Origin of the sequence: Rhodococcus sp. KBS0724 (assembly GCF_005938745.2) — a bacterium.
Classification (GTDB): Bacteria; Actinomycetota; Actinomycetes; order Mycobacteriales; family Mycobacteriaceae; genus Rhodococcus_F.
The window spans coordinates 637,798-658,175 of sequence record NZ_VCBX02000001.1 but is presented as its reverse complement, the minus strand read 5'-3'; the positions used below and the strand labels follow the sequence as shown (position 1 = coordinate 658,175).

Genomic DNA, 20,378 nt, shown 5'->3' with positions numbered 1-20,378 from the left:
TTCTTGTGTCTGGTTCGCAGACCCGAATACCGTCCTGGCCTTGGGACAACCGCTACTGCTGGGAACGTGCAGCCAGCCGGCTGCGTCTATTGGCCAGCCAAGCACCCCGAGCGAGCATCAGCACGCCCAGAGCGAGCCCCCACCCGATCTCCGAGAGCACCACGCCCACTCCTGCCTGGCCGGTGACATCGGCGCTGGCGTTCACGCTGAATGCAGTCGTGAACCCTGCCGCCGTGCCCGCGGCGGCTGCGAGTCCGCCGGCCGTCGCCCAGCGAGAGAGGTGAGCCGCGGCGAGACACACCAGCACCGTCGTTATTCCACAGGCGATCACTTGCCAGGTGGGGAACTGGTTCGGTGCCGGTAGGCCGGGGCCGCGGAACTCTCCGTTGTAGTCGGCGGACCAACTCAGCCAACCCATACAGGACAGGAATCCCAGGGGAAACGCGATCAGACTGGTTGCCCACAGCCCCAACCTGCCACTGCCCGTATATGTCTCGGCCGAACTATCACGGCCCGGGGTGTGGTGCAGCCCGGCCTGCTCTGATCGCAAGGCAGACCGGATGATGCCGGCGCCGATCATGGTGGGCACACCCACGAAGATGAATACGCTCCAGAGGAACTGTGACCAGGAAAAGTCGAAATCAACATCCATGGCTGGAGTATGCACCTGTACAACACCCGCAGATGGCAGCGCCGTGTCCGCGAACAGTGCGTGGCGGCCGGTCATGGAACGCGGATCGATCGTCGCGAGCACTTTTTTCGCGTGGCTACGGCCTCGACGGAGGGGACCGCGGACAGCGCGGTGGGCTGGCTTGGCTGAGCCGCCGAACAATTCCTCCGGGGACAGAAAAGGGTTCGGCCGCAACACTGTGCAGCCGAACCCTTTTCAGTAAATTTAGCGAGCGGACGGCCGAACGATCGGGAAGAGGATCGTCTCGCGAATACCGAGGCCGGTGAGCGCCATCAGCAGGCGGTCGATTCCCATGCCGGTTCCCGTTGTCGGCGGCATGCCCTGCTCCATTGCCGCGAGGAACTCCTCGTCCAGCACCATCGCTTCGTCGTCGCCGGCCGAAGCCAAGCGCGCCTGGTCGACAAAACGCTCACGCTGGATGACCGGGTCGACCAGTTCGGAGTAGCCGGTCGCCAATTCGAACCCGCGGATGTAGAGGTCCCACTTCTCGGTGACACCCTTCTTACTGCGGTGATCACGGGTCAGGGGCGACGTCTCGACCGGGAAGTCACGGACAAACGTCGGGACGTACAGCTGATCGCCGCACTGGTGCTCCCACAGCTCCTCGACAAGCTTGCCGTGGCCGTAACCCTTATCCTTGGGAACCTCGAGGCCGACCTTCTCCGCCAAAGCGAGAAGCTCGTCGACCGTCGTATCGGGGGTGACCTCGGTGCCGATGGCCGCCGACAACGACGGGTACATCTCGAGGACCTGCCACTCGCCACTGACGTCGTACTCGGAACCGTCGGCGAGGGTGAGGACCTGCGTGCCGAATGCTTCCTGCGCAACTTCCTGGACGAGCTCACGAATCATCTTCGCGGAATCGTCGTACGTGCCGTAGGCCTCGTATGTCTCGAGCATTGCGAACTCGGGCGAGTGGGTGGAGTCGACGCCCTCGTTGCGGAAGTTGCGGTTGATCTCGAAGACCTTCTCGATACCGCCGACGACGCAACGCTTGAGGAACAGTTCCGGCGCGATACGCAGGTACAGGTCGATGTCGAGAGCGTTCGAGTGCGTGACGAACGGGCGGGCCGCCGCGCCGCCGTGCAGCGTCTGCAGCATCGGCGTCTCGACCTCGAGGAAGCCGCGGCTCTCGAGAGCATTACGCAGTGCGCGGACGACAGCAACACGCTTACGGGCATTGTCCCGAGCCTCAGGCCGAACGATCAGATCCGCGTAGCGCTGACGCACCCGGGACTCTTCGCTCATCTCCTTGTGTGCGACCGGCAGGGGGCGCAACGCCTTGGATGCGATCTGCCACGCGTCGGCCATCACGCTGAGCTCGCCGCGACGGGAGCTGATGACCTCACCGTGGATGAAGACGAAGTCGCCGAGGTCGACGTCGGACTTCCAGGCGGCCAATGCCTCTTCGCCGACGCCGGCGAGGCTGATCATGGCCTGCAGCTGGGTGCCGTCGCCTTCCTGCAGAGTCGCGAAGCACAGCTTGCCGGTATTGCGCATGAAGATGACGCGACCGACGACGCCGACAATCACGCCGGTAGCGGTGTCAGCTTCGAGTTCCGGGAACTCTGCGCGGATCTGCGCGAGCGTGTGGGTGCGATCGACCGAGACCGGGTACGCCTCCTGCCCCTGCGCGAGGATCCGTTCACGCTTCTCGCGCCGGATACGGAGCTGCTCGGGGGTGTCGTCGACTGGCTGGGCTTCTACATCACTCACGGGGTACAAGACTACTGGGCCGTGTCCACCACGTTTGTTGCTGGTAGTACCGCAGCCACCGCGAGCACGATTCCCGACAGCAGGTACAGCCCCACCCTGACGTGATTCCACAGAGTCCAACCCGCCTCGTACGACGCCCATGCGCCTGCGTCGGTAGTGCTGACCGAGGCAAACGCGTCGTTGCGGGGGACGTGGTAGATCGCGGTCACCGCGAACGCCGCGAGTACCCCGATGCAGCCGACAACAGCGAGCACCCAGCCGTTCGGTCTGGAAATCGATGCCCAGATTCCGGCGAGGAGTGCAGTGAGCGCTGATCCGATGAGCGGCAGCATCAAGGCGCTCCGTGGCGCTTCGAGGTTGATCGCCTGCATCGACGCGATCGCGGTCTGCGCATCCACCGATCGCAGGGCGGGCATCACAAAGGAAGAGAACGCGAACAACGCACCCCCGGCGACAAGCGCGCCGAGTGCAGTCACGCCGACCAGCAGCTCCAGAATGATTTCGGACTTCTTCACGACCAAACCCCCGTTCGAGCCGTCTCAGTGGCAAAAGTGGAGAAATCTCGGGCGGGCCGTTCCAGGACCTCTTCGACGACGCCGGTCACGCTTTGATTTCGTCCGTCGAGAACCTCGGCGAACAGGTACGTGAGCAACTCGACTACATCACTCGGGACGCCGACTTCGGCCATACCATCGGAAAACTGTTGCAGTCCAATCTTTTCGAATATCACTGGCCGGCCCGACGCCCTCGAAATCGCACTCACTGCCTCCGCAAAAGTGAGCAACCGCGGACCCGTCACCTCGAGAACTCGGCCGAGGAGGTCGGCTCGAGTCAATGCGGCCACCGCCACGTCAGCGAGATCGTCGACGTCGATGAACGGCTCCCCCACCTCACCTACCGGAAGTGCCAGGTGGCCGGCCCGAATCGGATCGAGCAGATACCCCTCACTGAAGTTCTGGGCAAACCAACTGGCCCGCACCACAGCCCATTCCAGGTCACTGTCGGCCAGAACCTGTTCGGCTTTCTGTGCCGCCGGTTCACCGCGCCCGGACAGGAGCACCATGCGACGAACCCCTTCGCGGTACGCGAGATCCGCGAGTTCCTCGATGTGGGTGCTCGATTCCGGCACTGCGAGGTCCGGCGCATAGGTCACGTATGCCGCTTCGACACCGGACACCGCGGACCGCCATGTCGTCTGATCGTTCCAGTCGAAAAGTGTCCCGGATGTTCTCGACGCGATTCGGTTGGGTATTCCCGCTGTCGTCAGCCTCTGTGCAACGCGCGCACCGGTCTTGCCGGTACCACCGATCACTACCGCCGACTGAATTTCACCTGTTGTAGTCATGTCTTCATTCGACCGTGCGACGGCAATACGATCCATAGCCGAAGGTCGCAAAAACATACGCCAGCGTCTACCGTCGAATCATGGATGCATTGTCGATGATGCTGGCAGGATCCCGAGCGGAAGGTGCATTTCTGTTGCGCTCGTTGCTCGATCCGCCGTGGTCGTTACGTATCGAGGACCACGCACCCGTCACCGTGCTGATTCTGGTTCGCGGCACCGCAGTCGTCGTCTCCGACACCGGACAGACCGAGAATCTCGGGGCCGGCGACGTGGCACTTTTGCGGGGGCCGGATCCCTATACAGTCGCCGATCAACCCGGCACCCCGGTCCACGTACTCATCGACGAGGCGCAGAACTGCGCCGCGGTCGACGGCTCACCACTCGAGGACATGTCAGTGCTCGGAGTTCGCACGTGGGGCAACTCTACGAACGGCAAGACCGTCATGCTCACGGGCACCTATCGTTTGGACTCCTACGTCAGCCGCCAGATCCTCGACAGCCTGACACCCGTCGCGGTAGTGCGGCACAGCATCGAAACAGCGCCGATGACAACGCTTCTGGAGCAACAGATCGCCGCGGACGGGCCTGGGCAGGAAGTGTTGTTGGACCGGCTCCTCGATCTGGTCCTGATCTCGGCGGTCCGTACGTGGTTTGCGGAAAACCCGGATCGATCACCGCGGTGGATCAAGGCCTACGAAGATCCCGTCGTCGGACATGCCTTGCGGCTCATGCACAATCGGCCGGGACACTCGTGGACAGTCGCGAGCTTGGCCCAGGAAGCCGGCAGTTCGCGAGCAGCTTTTGCTCGCCGGTTCACCAACCTCATGGGAATCGGACCGGTTGGGTACCTGACCGAGTGGCGACTGTCCGTGGCCGCGGATCTACTCGCGGACCCGGCACGAACGGTGTCGTCGATCGCGCGAGAAGTGGGCTACTCGAGCCCATTTGCCCTCACGACCGCGTTCACCCGCCATCACGGAGTGAGCCCACGAGCGTTCCGGCAATCTCGTGCCGGTCTGGTGAGCTGAACGACGGGCGATCGGCAACCACGACCGGTCAGGGCACCGTGATCGCATTGATTCGCCCACGCAGGTAGTCGGCCGTGGTGACCGGCAAGTAACTGTTCGGCAGCCCTAATGGCGGCGGAAACGACTCGACCACATGATCAAGGTTGGCCTCGCAGAAGAAGATCAGTGAAATCAACTCCTCGTCAGGAGCTTCCGGCGAAGGAGGTAGTACGCGATGCTGAGTCGAAGCCCACCGATCACCTGTCCAGCGAGCCATCAAGTCACCGATATTTATCGTGTACGTGTCCTCGACAACAGGTGCGTCGATCCACCCATCAGATCGTGAATACACCTGCAAGCCACCATATCCCGCCTGCCGATCGAGGATGGTAATCGTTCCGAAATCTGTATGCGGGGCAATGCGGTACTGACCTTCGTCGACCGGCCCGGTCAAGTGAAGAGCCGGGTAACGGTTGATATTGAAGGCGTGAGTCGATTGGTTGCACCGATCGGAGAACCAGGACTCTTCAAGACCGAATGCCACAGCAAGCAGACCGAGCAGTTCAGTCGCAAACTCGCGCATCACCTGGGAATACTCGTTACACAACCGTTCGAGGTCGGGGACCTCGGTGGGCCACACATTCGGGGAAAACCACTCGGCATCGTCGGCGGGGGCACCCGTCGCCTGATCCCAACCGGACGTGTAGGTCTCTTTGAGATCGGGCGGAAGTTGTTCTCCGTCAACGTATGTGTTGGCCTCTTTGCCCGGAGGTATCCAACCCCGGCCGCCAACGGCAGTGGCATAGCGTTCCTTGAGTCCGCCGTCCAAAGCAAAGAACGAGCGAGCACTCTCACGAATCCGCTCACGGAAACTCCGGTCGATGCCGTGTCCCTTGACCAGCAGAAATCCGCTCTCTTGCAGCGCGCGATCGACTTCCGCCGCGACAGAGGCCCGGTCGTCGAGGGAACCGTGACGCCACTCTTCGAGATCTATTACCGGGATGGGCATTCCATGCATCACGCCACTTGCCTTTCAAGTTTCCCATGCAGGTAACGCGAGTGCGTACGACCACAGCCGGCCGAAACTTGCACATCGCAATGCATGCAACATAGACGTCAGATTTCGACTTTCAGTGTGCCTTTACATGCATCTCATTCCTATTACCTATCGTTACAACTAGGTGAATACATCTGGATACTTTGATCAACAGTCCAGATAAATAACGACATTTCAACTTTTGAAACAACGTAGATACGACGTTAACGCCACGGCAACAGATGACTGATTACATGCATATCTACAAGGCAGATCAACCGTCGAACTCGATCACATGCAACCGTCTCGGATTCGAAACAGTCGCGGGCGCGCTTCACGACTCATCACCAGGAGAACAGACAAGTGAAATCACTACGCCATGTCGGAATCATGCTCGTCGCTTTTACGTCGCTAGGCCTGACCTCGTGCGCCTACGGATCGGAAGAGCCCGCCGAATCGGAATCGATCGAACTTGCCGCGCAAGCCCAAAATCTCTCCGACGTGTGTCCGGACAACATCGGCATTCAACTGCAATGGCAACCACAGGCGGATATGGGCGCCTTGTTCACGATGCTCGGCCCTGGCTACCGGGTCGACGAGATGGACAAGTCCGTCACAGGACCGCTCGTCGCGGGCGGCAAGGACACCGGAGTGGACATCACACTCAAATCAGGAGGCCCCGCTATCGGATTCCAGTCGGTGACCTCACAGCTCTACGTGGACGACACCGTGATGCTCGGCGTAGTGCACGGCGACCAGTTGATCGTGGCAGCCTCCAGCCAACCAGTGGTTGGTGTCACCCCGACCTTGAAGTACAGCCCCGCCATTCTGATGTGGGATCCAGCAACACACTCGGACTGGAAATCTCTCGAAGACATCGGTAAGTCCGACGCCACCGTAGTGGTGTCCAAGGATCAGATATTTCCGCAGTGGATGGTGGCACAGGGACTACTCGATCGGTCGCAGATCGACACCAGTTTCGACGGCGGACCCTCCCGATTCGTCGCTGACCCGACAATAGTTCAACAGGGTTTCGCCAACTCGGACCCTTATCTCTACGAAAACGAGATACCAGCCTGGGGCAAGCCCGTGTCGTTCGGACTTATCAAAGATGCCGGTTACGACATCTACGCCTCCAACATGTCGGTCCGCGCGGACAAACTCACCGAATACTCACCGTGCCTCGACAAGCTCGTCCCGATCATCCAGCAGGCCGGCGTCGACTACATCACGTCGCCTGACGCCACCAACAAAGTCATTGTGGACGTCGTCTCTCAGGATCAGACCTATTCGCCCTACACCATCGGTGAAGCAACATTCAGCGCTGACCTCCTCCGCGAGAAGGGACTACTCGCCAACGAGGACAACGGATCATTCGGTGTCTACGACGAAGCGCGAACGAGCAGCAACGTCGCAGAGTTGACGACAATCCTCGCGGACACGGGTAACACCGTCCCCTCGACGATGACCCCGCAACAACTGTTCACCAACGAGTTCACCGACCCGTCGATCTCGATTCCCTGATTCTGCTGTGCGCCTTTGTTAACCGCCCGCGGTTAACAAAGGCGCACAGCAGAGCACGTCAGTGAGCGGAAACCGCCGCCAACTCACGGGTGCAATGACGCACTCCACTGAGAGCACCGAGCAAGCCTGCAGCCTTGATCGCCTTGTAACCGCCAACCAGGTCGGTGGCGTTGCGCAGGCCGAGCTGCTGCAACGACGCAGCGGCCAGGCTGGAGGTGTAGCCCTCGGAGCAAATGATGACCCACTCGACGTCGTGGTCTGTCGCGAGCGCGAGGTGCGCGCTGCTGGTGGGATCGAGACGCCACTCGAGCACGTTCCGCTCGATCGCGAGGGCGCCGGGAAGGGTTCCCTCGATCGCGCGCTGGGCCTGCGGGCGGATATCGACAAAAATAGCTCCGCGATGGAAAGCCTCGGTGAGTGAAAAGACGTACATACGATCGATCTGCGAACGGGCGTCGTCAAGCATCTGGTCGATAGTCATTTTTCAGGCTCCCTCGGGCTGGTCGGTCAGCTCGGTACGTGTGCGTCGAAGTGTGTTGTTGTCCGTCACTTCGTAGTAGGACATTGCCGTCAAGGGCGGCGAGTAGGCATGGATGCTCAAAGTTGGTGAATCAGAGCTGATTTCGATCGGAGAATGGGGCTGCGGCTGCGTCCAGACAACGTCGTGAACCCACCCGAGCTGGAATGCCGCCTGATCGCCGGCGTCGAGCTGGCGCTCCACCAATTCTTCGCCGGCCCAACGATATTCGGTGAGCGAACCACTGAGAACGGTCAGTGCACCGAACGAACCTGCGTGGTCATGCAATTCGGTGTTGCGTTCCGGAACCCAACTAATGAGCCAGACGTCGACGTCGTCGTCGGCATACAGGCGGGTTGACCACCGCTCGAGCGTTGGGAACGCCTCGGGAATGAGGTGATCGAAACGCCCGTCGAGAACACCGTTTGCACCCTCGTCAGTGAGGCGCAGGAGGTCGGCCGGACGCAAGCGAGTGGGCAGTGAAGCCCGGTTCTGGCGCCGTCCCGACGAACCGCGATTAGCACCATTACCTGCGGAAACACCGCGACCAGATGCAAGCGTAGGGGTCAAAACAGAGAGATCTGCAGAATATGTGGGTAGCACGAGCTAGCTCCAAGGAGATGTGAATTGGTCAAGGCAGCGGTCAGCCTCGACAACACTCCTGAGCACTCATGCAGCGATTCACGTTGACCATTGTGGCACAACTTCTGCGATCGCGAAACCTGTGGAGTGAATTTCCTTGGTCACACATGCGCGTCACACATGCAACGTCACGCTATCGGCCGACGGCCCGATCCCCGACGCGCCTGATTGCGCTCGAACACCAACCGCAAACCCTCGAGTGTCAGATCCCGCTCGAGGTGCTCGATAGTGGCAGATTCCGGAATGATCAGCGGCGCACTGTCTCCCGTGGCGATAACCGCGACGTCCGAGCCGCCGAACTCCGGCAACTCTTCACGAACGCGTCGTACCAATCCGTCGACAAGGCCGGCGAAGCCGAACACCGCTCCGGACTGCATGCACTCCACGGTGTTCTTTCCGACCACCGAACGTGGGCGCACCAACTCCACTTTCCGCAATGCGGCAGACTGCGACGCCAACGCGTCGGTCGAGATCTCGAGCCCCGGTGCGATACAGCCGCCGAGGAACTCGCCCTTAGCGGATACGACGTCGATACACGTCGACGTTCCGAAATCGACGACGATGCACGGACCCTCGTAAAGATAGTGCGCAGCAAGGCTGTTCACTATCCTGTCGGCGCCCACCTCTTTGGGATTGTCGACCAGGAGCGGCACCCCGGTTCGCACGCCTGGTTCGACGACAACGTGCGGGACATGTCCCCAGTACCGCTCGAGCATCACGCGGATCTCACGCAGCACAGACGGTACGGTCGACAACGCCGCAACGCCGGTGATCTGGTCGACGTGCTGCCCCAGCAGCCCGCGGAACGTCAACGCCAACTCGTCAGCCGTCATCCTCGAGTCGGTGCGCATCCGCCAGTCCTGCAACAACTTCGAATACTCACCGACCCCGGAGAACAATCCCAGAACGATGTTGGTGTTCCGCACGTCGACCGTGAGCAGCACGGTTAGACCAGACTGGATTCGCGCTCGGCGTCCAAGGTCGACAGCATGCGAGGAGTGATCAGACCGGAGCCTTCGGGTGCGTGCGCCGGATCGGAACCAAGTTCTACCTGATTGTTGTCGGCGTCGACGAACACGACACGCGGGGCGTACTCCTTGATTTCCTGCTCGTTCATCACGCCGTACGCGATGAGGATCACGAGATCACCAGGCTTGACCAGATGCGCTGCCGCACCGTTGATTCCGATGACTCCGCTGCCGCGCTCACCCGCAATGACGTAAGTCTCGAGACGGGCACCGTTGTCGATGTCCACGATGCACACCTGCTCACCTTCGAGCAGATCGGCGGCATCCATCAGATCCTCGTCGACCGTGACCGAACCGACGTAATGCAGATCGGCGTGAGTCACCGTCGCGCGGTGGATCTTCGACTTCATCATTGTGCGAAACATATCCAAGGTCCTTTACTCGAGAGGGTCTCAGTGAGACAGCAGGTCGTCAACGGCGTCGGCGGAAGGGTCGGTGTCACGTTCGAGGAATCCGGTTCCCACCGCGACTCCCACGTTGTCGATCAACCGGGTGGTACCGAGCTTGGCGGCCACCAACAGCCGGCCGTCGCCCCGCTCCGGGGCCGGTCCGAGATCAACACCACGAACTTCGAGGTAGTCGACCTCGATCTCGGGAACAGCGGCCAGAACAGCGCGCGCCGTGTCGAGAATCGCTTCGGCACCACCGGCGGCAGCATGAGCGCCCGCGATCAATGCCGCAGACAATGCCACAGCCGCGGTCCGCTGGCTCTCGTCGAGGTAACGGTTGCGCGAGGACAAAGCGAGTCCGTCGAACTCACGGACCGTCGGAACACCGATGATCTGCACGTCGAAGTTGAGATCCCACACCATCTGACGGATCAGCGTCAGCTGCTGGTAGTCCTTCTCCCCGAAATACGCGTGGTTGGGAGCCACGATCTGCAGCAGCTTCGCCACCACCGTGAGCATGCCCGCGAAGTGCGTCGGGCGAGCGCCGCCTTCGAGCTCGCTGCCCAACGGACCCGGCATGACGGTCGTGCGCTGACCACGCGGGTACATCGTCTTCGCGCTCGGCGCGAACACCAATTCGACGCCCTCGGCCCGAAGCAGATCGAGGTCTGCGTCGAGAGTGCGCGGGTATGCGTCCAGGTCTTCGTCAGCGCTGAACTGCAGCGGATTCACGAAGATGGACACGACGACAACCGCGCCGGTGATCTTGGCCTGACGGACCAACTCGATGTGCCCGGCGTGCAGAGCACCCATCGTCGGAACCAACGCCACCTGGCGACCCACTCCGCGCAGTGCCTTCGACACACGCCGAATCATGTCCGGCTCGTGGTGCACTGTCAGTTCGCCGCGCTTGTATCCGCCCTGCAAATCACTCACGACGGTCACCTCCCGTTTCAGTCAAGATGTCGAACAATTCGGTGGGGGCGCCCACCCGCTGGGCCGATCGCAAGGACATCGCTCGATATCCGGCTGCAAGCTCCGGGTCGAGATCCGTCAGTACTCGTAAATGTGTCTCGACAGCCGCGGCATCACCGCGAGCCACCGGACCCGTCAATGCCGACGGGCCGCGTCGCAGTGCGTTGTCCAGGGCTGCGGAGAGAAGTGGCTGCAAAACCCGCTCGGCAACTCCCCCGGGATCGCCGTCGATCAACTGCTGACCGAGCAGCTCATCTCCCTGCAACGACGCGCGCAGCGCCTCGACGGCATCCACGACCAGCGTGACGAGGTGATTACTGCCGTGCGCCAATGCAGCGTGGTAGAGCGCTCGGTTCTCCTCGCGGACGCGAACCGGTTCGCCGCCGATCTCGAGGACCAGGGATTGAGCGATCGCGTACCCGATGTCATCTGCCGCGGTGATCCCGAAGCACGCCGACGACAACCGTGCGGTGTCCTCGTCATGCCCGGTGAACGTCATCGCCGGATGGATAGCCAAAGGCAGCGCGCCCAGTTCCGTCAACGGAGCAAGGATGGAAATCCCGTTGGCACCGGACGTGTGGGCGACGAGCGTCCCGGGCTTGACTGCCTGTGTAGCCGCCAGGCCCTTGACCAGATCCGCCAGTTGATCGTCTGGAACAGCCAGGATCAACAGTTCCGAGCGAGCTGCAACATCAGTGGCAGGCAGGATTTCGGAATCGGGCAGTCGCTTGGCTGCCCGCGCAACGGATGCCGCAGAGACAGCAGAGCATGCCCCGACGATGTGTCCAGCGCGCTCGAGTGCGGCACCTACCGCAGTTCCGACCCGCCCTGCCGAGACAATTCCGACTGTCAATCGCGCAGGCACAGGTCCGTTAGTGATCCCGAAGGAAGTCACCGGATTCCTCTCGTTCGTTCCAGTCCCGCTCGGCGGGTACCAGACGTTCTTCGACGAGGATATCCCCCACGCAAGACGCGACGCTATGGACGAGCGAGTGATCTAGGACTCAAACTCTCTCAATCCTCACGGCGCCGACGGCGCCCCGAGCCTTCCGCCGGATTCGCGGAACTGAGGTTTGCCATGATCTCGGCCACCGTCAAACCGTTGGAGTGCGCACCGCTGTCAGTACTGTCCGGAACAGCGCGGCGCCGACGCCGTGGTTCCTCCGTGGGTTCGGATGCCGGTTCCGGAGCACTGCTTGCAGGTGTGACCGTCGGTTCAGGAGCACTCACCACAGGCTCTTCGACCACTTCAGCGATTTCTTCGACGACCGACTCTTCAACCGCAGGCTTCACAACTGCAGGCTTCACAACTCCGGGCTTCACAACCGCAGGCTTCACAACCGCAGGCTTCACAACCGCAGGCTTCGCGACCGGAGGCGTGACAACCACAGGCTTCGCCGGGGCAACAGCCGGCTCACGGTTATCGCCGCGCGCAGCGCCTTGCGCTTGCTGCGAATTGCGTTTCACCGGAGCAACTTTGGCGGACGCATTCTTCGCGGCTGCCTCGCGCCAAGCGACTTCCTCGAACACGACGGTGGTTTCAGCGGTGACCGGATCGTCGTTCGGCGACGCCAAGCCACCTACCTGAGGACTTGGGGAATTGGTGGCATTCTGACCGGCACCGGGTACGTACAGGCCCGATGCTGCCGGTTGATATGCACTGTACGAACCGCCACCGAGTTCTCCGACGCGCGTCGAGTCCGCCTTCAATGCCGGGCGTTCGGGGAGCAGTCCACCGTCGAAGAGCGCTTCGAGATTGCGTCGCAGCGCCACCAGCTCTTCGCGGAGCGCGGACAGCTCAGCCGAGTCGGCGCTGACTTCGCGGCGGATGCGACCTTCGACGCTCAACTCGTATTCGCGGCGGGCGGAAATCTCACGCTCTAGTTGCAGTTCGTACACGGTCTGCAAATCCGCGACCTTGGCTTTGTCGAGCGCTGATTCGCGGCGGTACTTCGTCATCGCGATCGCACCCAGCGTGGCTGCCCAGAGCGCCACCACCAGCCCGACGCGAAGAAGTTGAACACTGTTGCTGAAAATCAGGAACAGTGACGCGATGACGGCGAGAGCAAGAAGACCGGCAACGATCATCTGGCTCGCGCTGCGCTTGCTACGGCGCGCAGACTTCGATCGACCAGAATTCGTCATGGTTGCCAGGGTACTTGTCGAGAGCGCAGGTGCCATGGACCTTACCCATGCGATTCGCCTATCGCAGCGCTCAGTGCGCCGGCTCGTCAGGTGTATCTTCTGGCGTCTTACAGCAGTGTTCGAGCCACAGCGCGGCCGCTACCAGCGCAATTGCTGCCCCCAGCCCGACCCACGCACCAGGCGCGTCCTCCGCGGCAGCTTTCAAAATGGATCGTTGTGGGATCAGATACACCAGCGCCCCGATCCAGACACCGGTGGTAGCTGAACCGACCAGTACTGATGCTTTGGCGAGTGCGAGCGCCCGGGCGGCGGTAATCGGGTGCAGTTGCCGGTAACCGTCCCCGATCTGACTTCCCTTGATCCGGGACCGAATGACAAACGCGAGGATCACCTCGGCAATGGCGGCCAGATACAACGACGCGCCGGCGTACACCGGGATCGGCGGCATCGAACCGTAGAACACACGGATCAAAATCCAGGTGGCAACCGCGGCCACCCCGGTCAAAACCAGTAGTTCGCTGATTTTTGTCGGTTTCATGCCCCGATCCTGTTCGGTCACCGAATCAGAACCGAATCCGTGACGCGCACTCCGTCGCGCTCCGAGCGATCGAGGTTCGCGAGCACTTCTGCAACAGCACGCACCTCCTGATCGACCATCAAAGTTGCACCTGGTTCGACATCGAGCCAGGGAATGAGTACAAAAGCTCGCAGATGCGCCCGCGGGTGCGGCAGAGTCAGCTCCGGATCAGCACTGATAATTCCTTCGCAGTCCACCACGTCGACGTCCAAGCTCCGCGGACCCCATCGCTGATCACGCACCCGATCGGCGTCTTCCTCGAGTTTGCGCGACCGCAGAAGCCAGTCGTAGCTTCCGGCCGTCGAATCGTCCACGAGTAGGACTGCATTGAGAAAATCCTGCTGCTCGACGCCACCCCACGGCGCGGTCGAGTACACCGGTGACACAGCCACTACTGCGTCTCCGAGACCGTCTACCGCAGATTGCAAATGGGCCAGGCTATCGCCGATGTTGGAACCGATCGACAGAACGGCCCGAGTCATTTCTGCCTCGTCCGATGAGCGACGACGGCAACGTCCGCGAACACGAGTGGGATCGGTGCCGACGGTTTGTGGACCACAACTTCGACGCTCTGCACCCGCGAATCCGTCATGACGTTGTCGGCGATCTCGGCGGCAACGGTTTCGATGAGATCGCGTGACGGTCCACCGACAATCGCTGCGGCGGCCTCGGCCAACTCGCCATAGTGCAGCGTGTGTTCGAGATTGTCCGATGCGGCCGCGGGAGCCAAGTCCATCCAGACCGTGATGTCGATGAAGAAGTCCTGACCGTCACGCTTCTCATGGTCGAAAACACCATGATTGCCACGGACTTTCAGTCCTCGCAACTCGATCCGATCGCCCATGTCAGTCCCTTTCCCGTCCACGAGACCACGCGTCCACAACAGCGATAGCGTCGAGTGACGCTTGGGCGTCGTGAACACGAACACCCCACGCGCCCTCACGGGCGGCAAGCGCGGAGACTACCGCCGTCGCTGTTTCCCGACCGGCGGGTGGCCTCGGTGTTCCGTCCGGGCCGCTGAGCAGCGAGCCGAGGAAACGTTTACGCGACGCCCCGACCAAAACGGGGAAACCCAACGCCGTGAACTCGGGCAGCGCGCGCAGCAGTGCCCAGTTGTGGTCGGCGTTCTTCGCGAACCCGAGTCCTGGATCGAGGATGATGGCAGTGGAATCGACGCCCGCTTTCAACGCGAGGTCGACCTGAGTCAGGAGTTCGTCACGTACATCGGCGACAACGTCGTCGTAGTGATCGGCGCTGCCGCGGTGCACGTAGTCACTCGCAGAACGCCAGTGCATCAGAACCCACGGAACCCCGGCATCGGCAACGACCGACGCCATGTCTGCATCTGCACGTCCGCCGGATACGTCGTTGACGATGTCGACGCCGGCTTCGATCGCGGCAGCGGCAACCGATGCCCGCATGGTGTCGACGCTGACGCGAATACCCGCAGCCACCAACTCTTCGATGACCGGCGCTACCCGTCCCGCTTCCACTTTCGGATCAACCCTCGAGGCTCCCGGCCGGGTCGATTCGCCACCGACATCGACGATATCGACGCCAAGAGCCTTCAGTTCCAGTCCGCGCGCAAGCGCCGCATCCCGATCGAGGAACTGGCCACCGTCCGAGAATGAATCAGCGGTGACGTTGAGGACCCCCATCACCAGCGTCCGACCCGGATCCGTCGACACGCTGCCCGCGGAGTTCACGACGCTCACTTACGGAGTATGAGGTCCAGAGCCTCGGAACGCGAGGCCGCGCTGGACTGCAGGAGCCCACGAACAGCCGATGTCGTCGTGTTCGCGCCGGGCTTACGGATACCACGCATCGCCATGCACAGATGCTCTGCCTCGATGACCACGATGGCGCCGCGCGGATCGAGCTTGCGCATCAACGCATCGGCGATCTGGCTGGTCAGCCGTTCTTGGACCTGCGGCCGCTTTGCGTACAGATCGACAACGCGAGCCAACTTGGACAGGCCGGTGACCTTGCCGGATTTACCCGGGATATAGCCGACATGTGCCACTCCGTGGAACGACACCAAGTGGTGCTCACAGGTCGAGTACATCGGAATGTCTCGCACGAGCACCAGTTCCTGGTGTCCTTCGTCGAACGTGGTGTTGAGTGCCTGATCCGGTTCGGAGTACAGCCCGGCAAAGATCTCCTTGTACGACCGAGCCACCCGTGCCGGTGTGTCGAGCAAACCGGGACGATCCGGATCCTCGCCCACCGCGATCAACAGTTCACGAACTGCTGCCTCTGCACGTGCCTGATCGAACGGCCGTCCTGTTTCAACCGATACCAGTTCACTGACCACTTCATTCACCGACAACCGAACGCTCCTCGAGAGTTTGTTTCATACCCCGCCGCATGAGCCTATCGGCGGTTGGTCAGCGAGATCCGTCCGGTCCGTCCCAGCGCATGGTGCTCGGTCCGTCGTCACTCGACGTGGCGTTGGGATCAGACTCCGGCGCCAGCCACCGATCCTGGCCCTCGACGCCCGTGTTTCCACCGGCATTTCCGCGGTTCGGATCGGCAAACGGCCCACCGTCCGGGTACTGCACCGGGTAGCTCGGTTGACCCTGTTGACCCGTGTAGTGCTGGGTCGGGTACTGAGGCTGGCCCTGGTACTGCTGGTCGGGATTCTGCTGCTGGCCGGTGTTCTGTTGACCCGGGTTCTGCTGGCCCGGGTTCTGCTGACCGTAGGCCTGCTCACCCGGATGGCTTTGCGGCTGACCGTACTGACCGGGCGCGGGCTGGCTGTACTGACCCGGTGCCGGCTGACCGTACTGGCCCGGCGCAGGCTGTGCCTGGTTGGGAGTGCCCTGGTTGGGAGTGCCCTGGTATCCGCCGGACTGCTGGCCGGGGTAGGCCTGCGTCTGGTTCTCGCGCGGCGGCCAACCTGGAGCCGACCAACCGGCCGGTGCACCGTAGTCGGGAGTACCCGGCGCGGGTGCGGGCTGCTGGGGCGCAGCAGGCTGCTGCTGCGGAGCATTGGGCTGCGCGTAGCCGTTGGAGGCACCGTTGGTTGCCGCAGCGGACTTCACGAGTACTGGTGCCGGAGCCGGCTCCGGCCACGTCTCGCCACGCTCGATCGCCAATTCGCGCGGCGTCTTGACCGGCGGACGATCCGACGGCGTGCGGCCACCGAAATCATTGAAAGCCGTGATGCGCGGACGCTTTTCGACGCCGGCCAGAATCTTTTCCAGATCCTTGCGGGTCAGCGTCTCACGCTCGAGCAGTTCGCTGGCAATGAGGTCGAGGGCGTCACGGTACTCGCTGAGAATTGCCCACGCTTCGGTGTGCGCGGCCTCGATGAGGTTGCGCACCTCCTCGTCGATCTCGCGGGCGATCTCGTGCGAGTAGTCGGACTGCACGCCCATCGAGCGGCCGAGGAACGGATCGCCGCCCTCCTGCCCGTAGCGGACTGCACCGAGCTTGGCGCTCATGCCGTATTCGGTGACCATCGCGCGAGCGATCTTGGTGGCCATGTCGATATCCGACGACGCTCCGGTGGTGGGCTCGTGGAAGACCAATTCCTCCGCGGCGCGTCCACCCATCGCCATCACGAGACGAGCGATCATCTCGGAGCGCGTCATCAAACCCTTGTCGTCCTCGGGCACCGTCATCGCGTGGCCGCCGGTGCGACCGCGAGCGAGGATGGTGACCTTGTAGACGGGCTCGATGTCGGGCATCGCCCACGCGGCAAGAGTGTGTCCACCCTCGTGGTACGCGGTGATCTTCTTCTCGTGCTCGCTGATGATGCGGCTCTTGCGACGCGGTCCACCGACAACGCGGTCGACGGATTCTTCGAGAGCGGCTTCCGTGATGACGGTGCCGTTCTCGCGCGCTGTGAGCAGTGCAGCTTCGTTGATGACGTTGGCCAGATCGGCGCCCGACATACCGACGGTTCGCTTGGCGAGCCCCTCGAGGTCTGCGTTGGGATCGATCGGCTTGCCCTGCGAATGAACACGCAGGATTGCGCGGCGGCCGGCAAGGTCGGGGGCGCCGACCGGAATCTGACGGTCGAAGCGGCCCGGACGCAGCAGAGCCGGGTCGAGAATGTCGGGGCGGTTGGTTGCGGCGATCAAGATGATGCCGGTGCGATCACCGAAGCCGTCCATCTCGACGAGCAACTGGTTGAGCGTCTGCTCGCGCTCGTCGTGTCCGCCGCCGAGACCTGCGCCGCGCTGACGACCGACGGCGTCGATCTCGTCGACGAAGATGATGCAGGGGCTGTTCTGCTTGGCCTGCTCGAACATGTCACGAACACGCGACGCGCCGACACCGACAAACATCTCGACGAAGTCCGAACCGGAGATCGTGAAGAACGGGACGCCGGCTTCGCCTGCAACAGCGCGAGCGAGCAGCGTCTTACCGGTACCGGGAGGCCCGTACAGCAGAACACCGCGCGGAATCTTGGCACCGAGGGCCTGGTAGCGCGTCGGATTCTGCAGGAAGTCCTTGATTTCGTACAGCTCTTCGACAGCTTCGTCCGCACCGGCGACATCGGCGAACGTGGTCTTGGGCATGTCCTTGGACAGCTGCTTGGCCTTCGACTTACCGAAGCCCATCACGCCGCCACGACCCCCGCCGCCCTGCATGCGGTTCATGACGAAGAAGAAGATGCCGAACAGAATGATCATCGGCAGGACGAACAGCAGAATCGACGTCAGCCAACTCTGAGTGGTGACGGTGGTGTTGAACTTCTCGAGCCCGGCACCCTCGATGTCCTGGAAGATCTGCTGGGACGCACTCTCGGGGTACTTCGCCAAGATCTGCGTCTGGCCACCAGTCGCGTCGTTACCTTCCTTGAGCCACAGGCGAACCTGCTGCTCACGGTCGTCGATCTGCGCAGACGTGACGTTTTTGGCGTCTATCTGGGAGATCGCGACCGACGTATCGACGGTCTTGAAGCCACGGGTGTCGTTACCGAAGTAACTGAAGGCGTAGATCACCATCAGCACGACGGCTACGAGTAGCACGTTACGGAACACAGTCTTACGGTTCATACAGGTCGGCCGAAGTGGCCGGTCCTTTCGGGAGTGCGGGTCTGCCGGTCGCCGCCGGCTGTCAACCGGACACCTGCAGGTTACCGTGGTCGGTCCCGTCTGTGCCCGTCAGCAGCCGTCGAGGTTGATCGAAATGATCGTCTGCAACTTCAACGACGACCAGGACCACGAGGTTCCCGAGCAACCACAGTGCATAGTTCCCTGTGAGCGAACACCCACTCCCACGTCAGGCGACGCAGCGAGTTCAGCCCCCGTAAACCTCGGGATCCAACAATCCGATGTACGGCAGATCGCGGTAACGCTCGGCGTAGTCGAGTCCGTAGCCGACGACGAACTCGTTGGGAATGTCGAAGCCGACGTCACGAACGTCGACGTCGATCTTCACAGCATCGGGCTTGCGGAGCAGCGTGACCACTTCGAGGGACGCGGGGTTACGCGTTTTCAAGTTGCGCATCAACCAGGACAGTGTGAGACCGGAGTCGATGATGTCCTCGACGATCAGCACGTGGCGGCCGGCAATGTCCTTGTCGAGGTCCTTGAGGATGCGCACGACGCCCGAAGACGAGGTCGAGGATCCGTAGGAGCTGACGGCCATGAACTCCATCTGCGAGGGAATCGGGAGAGCGCGGGCAAAGTCCGTCATGAAGAAGACTGCGCCTTTGAGTACACCGATCAGCAGCAGATCCCCCTCAGGAGCCCCCACCGGGTAACGCTTGGCGATTTCCTCGGCCAGTTCCGACGTTCGCTGACGAATCTGTTCCTCGGTAATCAGTACCGATGCGATGTCACCCTCGTACACGCGTCAAACCCTTCGTCGGTCTTCGAATCCGACGGTCAGCCTGCCACGTCGACGAACCACCACCAACCTCGACTCCGGGGTTCCGCCACCGATTGCGACGCCACCTTGCCCCCGCCAATCGGTGATCAGTGCGTCGACGGCGCGTAACTGCTTGTCCGTCAACGCTTTTGCGCCGCCCTCGAAAAGCCAGCTTCGGAGAACGCGTCGTCGGACCGCGCCGGCCGATTCGGCAAGTGTGTCCACTTCCACTTCCCCGTCGACGACAGCGCGAAGGAGTACGGCGTCGGCAAGCGCGTCGAGAACCTGCCCGTCCTCACGCAATTGTGTGGCCGTGCGGGCCAGTGCTTCGGCAACTCCGCCACCAAGAATCTGTTCGAGCAACGGCAAGGCCTCGTGCCGCAGACGAACCCTCGTGAACTCGTTGTTGGTGTTGTGCGGGTCCTCCCACGGCATGATCGACAGGTCTGTGCACGCGGCTCGGGTCACGCCGCGTCGCACACCCAGAAGTGGCCGACCCCACGGATCGTCGAAGGCCTGCATTCCCTGAATGGATCGACCGCCGGACCCGCGGGCGAGACCGAGGAGAACCGTTTCGGCCTGGTCGTCGAGGGTGTGGCCGAGCAGAACCGGCGCTTCTCCCCTGCTGCTGCCGAGTGCCTCGTAACGCGCATCGCGGGCGGCGGCCTCGAGGCTGCCGTTGCTGTCGACGTCGACGGTGAGCACCCGTGCGGATCGAACTCCCAGCGCCAGTGCCTGGTCAGCGGCGGCACGCGCGATGACGTCCGAGCCCTCCTGCAGGCGATGGTCGACGATCAGTGCGTCCACCGACTCCGCTTCCGCCACCGCAGCGGCAGTCAGCGCCAGGGAATCGGCACCACCGGACAACGCCACACACACCGGACCGTGTGAGCGGTACAGACGCAGCCATCCCCGCAGAGCCAACCGCAATTCCAGCAGTGACGCAGTTTCAGGCAGCAC

At 62.2% G+C, this 20,378-nt stretch carries 23 protein-coding genes; 3 read left to right on the top strand and 20 right to left on the bottom strand.

The window, feature by feature from the left end; genetic code table 11:
* Positions 1 to 52 precede the first annotated feature (52 nt).
* The 4 genes from FFI94_RS03030 to FFI94_RS03015 form a co-directional block, all read right to left on the bottom strand.
* Positions 53 to 652 carry a hypothetical protein gene (locus FFI94_RS03030; protein WP_138873574.1) on the bottom strand — a complete coding sequence of 200 codons (600 nt, stop codon included), beginning with the start codon at positions 650 to 652 and terminating at the stop codon, positions 53 to 55.
* Between the two features lie 243 nt (positions 653 to 895).
* Entirely contained in the window at positions 896 to 2,407 is a 1,512-nt protein-coding gene (gene lysS / locus FFI94_RS03025; RefSeq protein WP_033236329.1) for a lysine--tRNA ligase, read from the bottom strand.
* Positions 2,408 to 2,418: 11 nt separating this feature from the next.
* Complete coding sequence (locus FFI94_RS03020; RefSeq protein ID WP_138871682.1) at positions 2,419 to 2,922, bottom strand: DUF1772 domain-containing protein; 504 nt, start codon at positions 2,920 to 2,922, stop codon at positions 2,419 to 2,421.
* The gene (locus tag FFI94_RS03015; RefSeq protein ID WP_138871681.1) at positions 2,919 to 3,752 is read right to left on the bottom strand and encodes an NAD(P)H-binding protein; all 834 of its coding nucleotides are present in this window, start codon (positions 3,750 to 3,752) and stop codon (positions 2,919 to 2,921) included. Before FFI94_RS03015 ends, FFI94_RS03020 begins: the two co-directional genes overlap by 4 nt.
* Positions 3,753 to 3,832: 80 nt before the next feature.
* Here FFI94_RS03015 and FFI94_RS03010 point away from each other — a divergent pair, with 80 nt between their 5' ends.
* Positions 3,833 to 4,780, top strand: coding sequence for an AraC family transcriptional regulator (locus FFI94_RS03010; protein WP_138871680.1), 948 nt, complete (start codon positions 3,833 to 3,835; stop codon positions 4,778 to 4,780).
* A gap of 28 nt (positions 4,781 to 4,808) precedes the next feature.
* Here the strand turns inward: FFI94_RS03010 and FFI94_RS03005 are convergent, their stop codons facing one another.
* Positions 4,809 to 5,768, bottom strand: a complete 960-nt coding sequence (locus tag FFI94_RS03005; protein ID WP_138871679.1) for an isopenicillin N synthase family oxygenase — start codon at positions 5,766 to 5,768, stop codon at positions 4,809 to 4,811.
* A gap of 417 nt (positions 5,769 to 6,185) precedes the next feature.
* On the opposite strand from FFI94_RS03005, the gene FFI94_RS03000 reads away from it, so the two are divergent.
* A complete protein-coding gene (locus FFI94_RS03000) occupies positions 6,186 to 7,319 on the top strand; it encodes a nitrate ABC transporter substrate-binding protein (protein ID WP_138873573.1) in 1,134 nt (377 codons plus the stop codon).
* A 58-nt stretch (positions 7,320 to 7,377) separates the two neighbouring features.
* On the opposite strand, the gene FFI94_RS02995 is transcribed toward FFI94_RS03000, so the two are convergent.
* The 6 genes from FFI94_RS02995 to FFI94_RS02970 all read right to left on the bottom strand — a co-directional run bounded on the left by FFI94_RS02995 (position 7,378) and on the right by FFI94_RS02970 (position 11,765).
* Positions 7,378 to 7,800, bottom strand: coding sequence for a rhodanese-like domain-containing protein (locus FFI94_RS02995; protein WP_138871678.1), 423 nt, complete (start codon positions 7,798 to 7,800; stop codon positions 7,378 to 7,380).
* Between the two features lie 3 nt (positions 7,801 to 7,803).
* Complete coding sequence (locus FFI94_RS02990) at positions 7,804 to 8,316, bottom strand: cysteine dioxygenase family protein (protein ID WP_138873572.1); 513 nt, start codon at positions 8,314 to 8,316, stop codon at positions 7,804 to 7,806.
* Between the two features lie 290 nt (positions 8,317 to 8,606).
* Positions 8,607 to 9,422, bottom strand: coding sequence for a type III pantothenate kinase (locus tag FFI94_RS02985; protein WP_138871677.1), 816 nt, complete (start codon positions 9,420 to 9,422; stop codon positions 8,607 to 8,609).
* 2 nt (positions 9,423 to 9,424) lie between these two features.
* On the bottom strand, positions 9,425 to 9,871 hold the full coding sequence (gene panD, locus FFI94_RS02980) for an aspartate 1-decarboxylase (RefSeq protein ID WP_138871676.1): 447 nt from the start codon (positions 9,869 to 9,871) through the stop codon (positions 9,425 to 9,427).
* Between the two features lie 27 nt (positions 9,872 to 9,898).
* Positions 9,899 to 10,831 carry a pantoate--beta-alanine ligase gene (panC, locus tag FFI94_RS02975; RefSeq protein WP_185993112.1) on the bottom strand — a complete coding sequence of 311 codons (933 nt, stop codon included), beginning with the start codon at positions 10,829 to 10,831 and terminating at the stop codon, positions 9,899 to 9,901.
* The gene (locus tag FFI94_RS02970) at positions 10,824 to 11,765 is read right to left on the bottom strand and encodes a Rossmann-like and DUF2520 domain-containing protein (protein WP_138871674.1); all 942 of its coding nucleotides are present in this window, start codon (positions 11,763 to 11,765) and stop codon (positions 10,824 to 10,826) included. The genes panC and FFI94_RS02970 overlap by 8 nt, the downstream gene beginning before the upstream one ends.
* Here FFI94_RS02970 and FFI94_RS34105 point away from each other — a divergent pair.
* The gene (locus FFI94_RS34105) at positions 11,746 to 11,871 is read left to right on the top strand and encodes a hypothetical protein (protein ID WP_260684529.1); all 126 of its coding nucleotides are present in this window, start codon (positions 11,746 to 11,748) and stop codon (positions 11,869 to 11,871) included. The genes FFI94_RS02970 and FFI94_RS34105 overlap by 20 nt on opposite strands.
* Positions 11,872 to 11,884: 13 nt before the next feature.
* On the opposite strand, the gene FFI94_RS02965 is transcribed toward FFI94_RS34105, so the two are convergent.
* From FFI94_RS02965 to tilS, 9 genes are all read right to left on the bottom strand, one after another.
* Complete coding sequence (locus FFI94_RS02965; RefSeq protein WP_185993111.1) at positions 11,885 to 13,015, bottom strand: DUF6779 domain-containing protein; 1,131 nt, start codon at positions 13,013 to 13,015, stop codon at positions 11,885 to 11,887.
* A gap of 70 nt (positions 13,016 to 13,085) precedes the next feature.
* Positions 13,086 to 13,553: a DUF3180 domain-containing protein gene (locus tag FFI94_RS02960; protein WP_138871673.1), complete on the bottom strand. Its 468-nt coding sequence runs from the start codon at positions 13,551 to 13,553 to the stop codon at positions 13,086 to 13,088.
* Between the two features lie 17 nt (positions 13,554 to 13,570).
* Complete coding sequence (gene folK / locus FFI94_RS02955) at positions 13,571 to 14,074, bottom strand: 2-amino-4-hydroxy-6-hydroxymethyldihydropteridine diphosphokinase (protein WP_138871672.1); 504 nt, start codon at positions 14,072 to 14,074, stop codon at positions 13,571 to 13,573.
* Positions 14,071 to 14,436 carry a dihydroneopterin aldolase gene (folB, locus tag FFI94_RS02950; protein WP_138871671.1) on the bottom strand — a complete coding sequence of 122 codons (366 nt, stop codon included), beginning with the start codon at positions 14,434 to 14,436 and terminating at the stop codon, positions 14,071 to 14,073. Before folB ends, folK begins: the two co-directional genes overlap by 4 nt.
* Before the next feature lies 1 nt (position 14,437).
* A complete protein-coding gene (gene folP / locus FFI94_RS02945) occupies positions 14,438 to 15,250 on the bottom strand; it encodes a dihydropteroate synthase (RefSeq protein WP_138873570.1) in 813 nt (270 codons plus the stop codon).
* A gap of 53 nt (positions 15,251 to 15,303) precedes the next feature.
* Positions 15,304 to 15,921, bottom strand: a complete 618-nt coding sequence (gene folE, locus FFI94_RS02940) for a GTP cyclohydrolase I FolE (protein WP_033236318.1) — start codon at positions 15,919 to 15,921, stop codon at positions 15,304 to 15,306.
* Between the two features lie 58 nt (positions 15,922 to 15,979).
* Complete coding sequence (gene ftsH / locus FFI94_RS02935) at positions 15,980 to 18,601, bottom strand: ATP-dependent zinc metalloprotease FtsH (RefSeq protein ID WP_138871670.1); 2,622 nt, start codon at positions 18,599 to 18,601, stop codon at positions 15,980 to 15,982.
* 244 nt (positions 18,602 to 18,845) lie between these two features.
* Entirely contained in the window at positions 18,846 to 19,400 is a 555-nt protein-coding gene (gene hpt / locus FFI94_RS02930; RefSeq protein ID WP_138871669.1) for a hypoxanthine phosphoribosyltransferase, read from the bottom strand.
* 3 nt (positions 19,401 to 19,403) lie between these two features.
* Positions 19,404 to 20,378, bottom strand: coding sequence for a tRNA lysidine(34) synthetase TilS (gene tilS, locus FFI94_RS02925; RefSeq protein ID WP_260683822.1), 975 nt, complete (start codon positions 20,376 to 20,378; stop codon positions 19,404 to 19,406).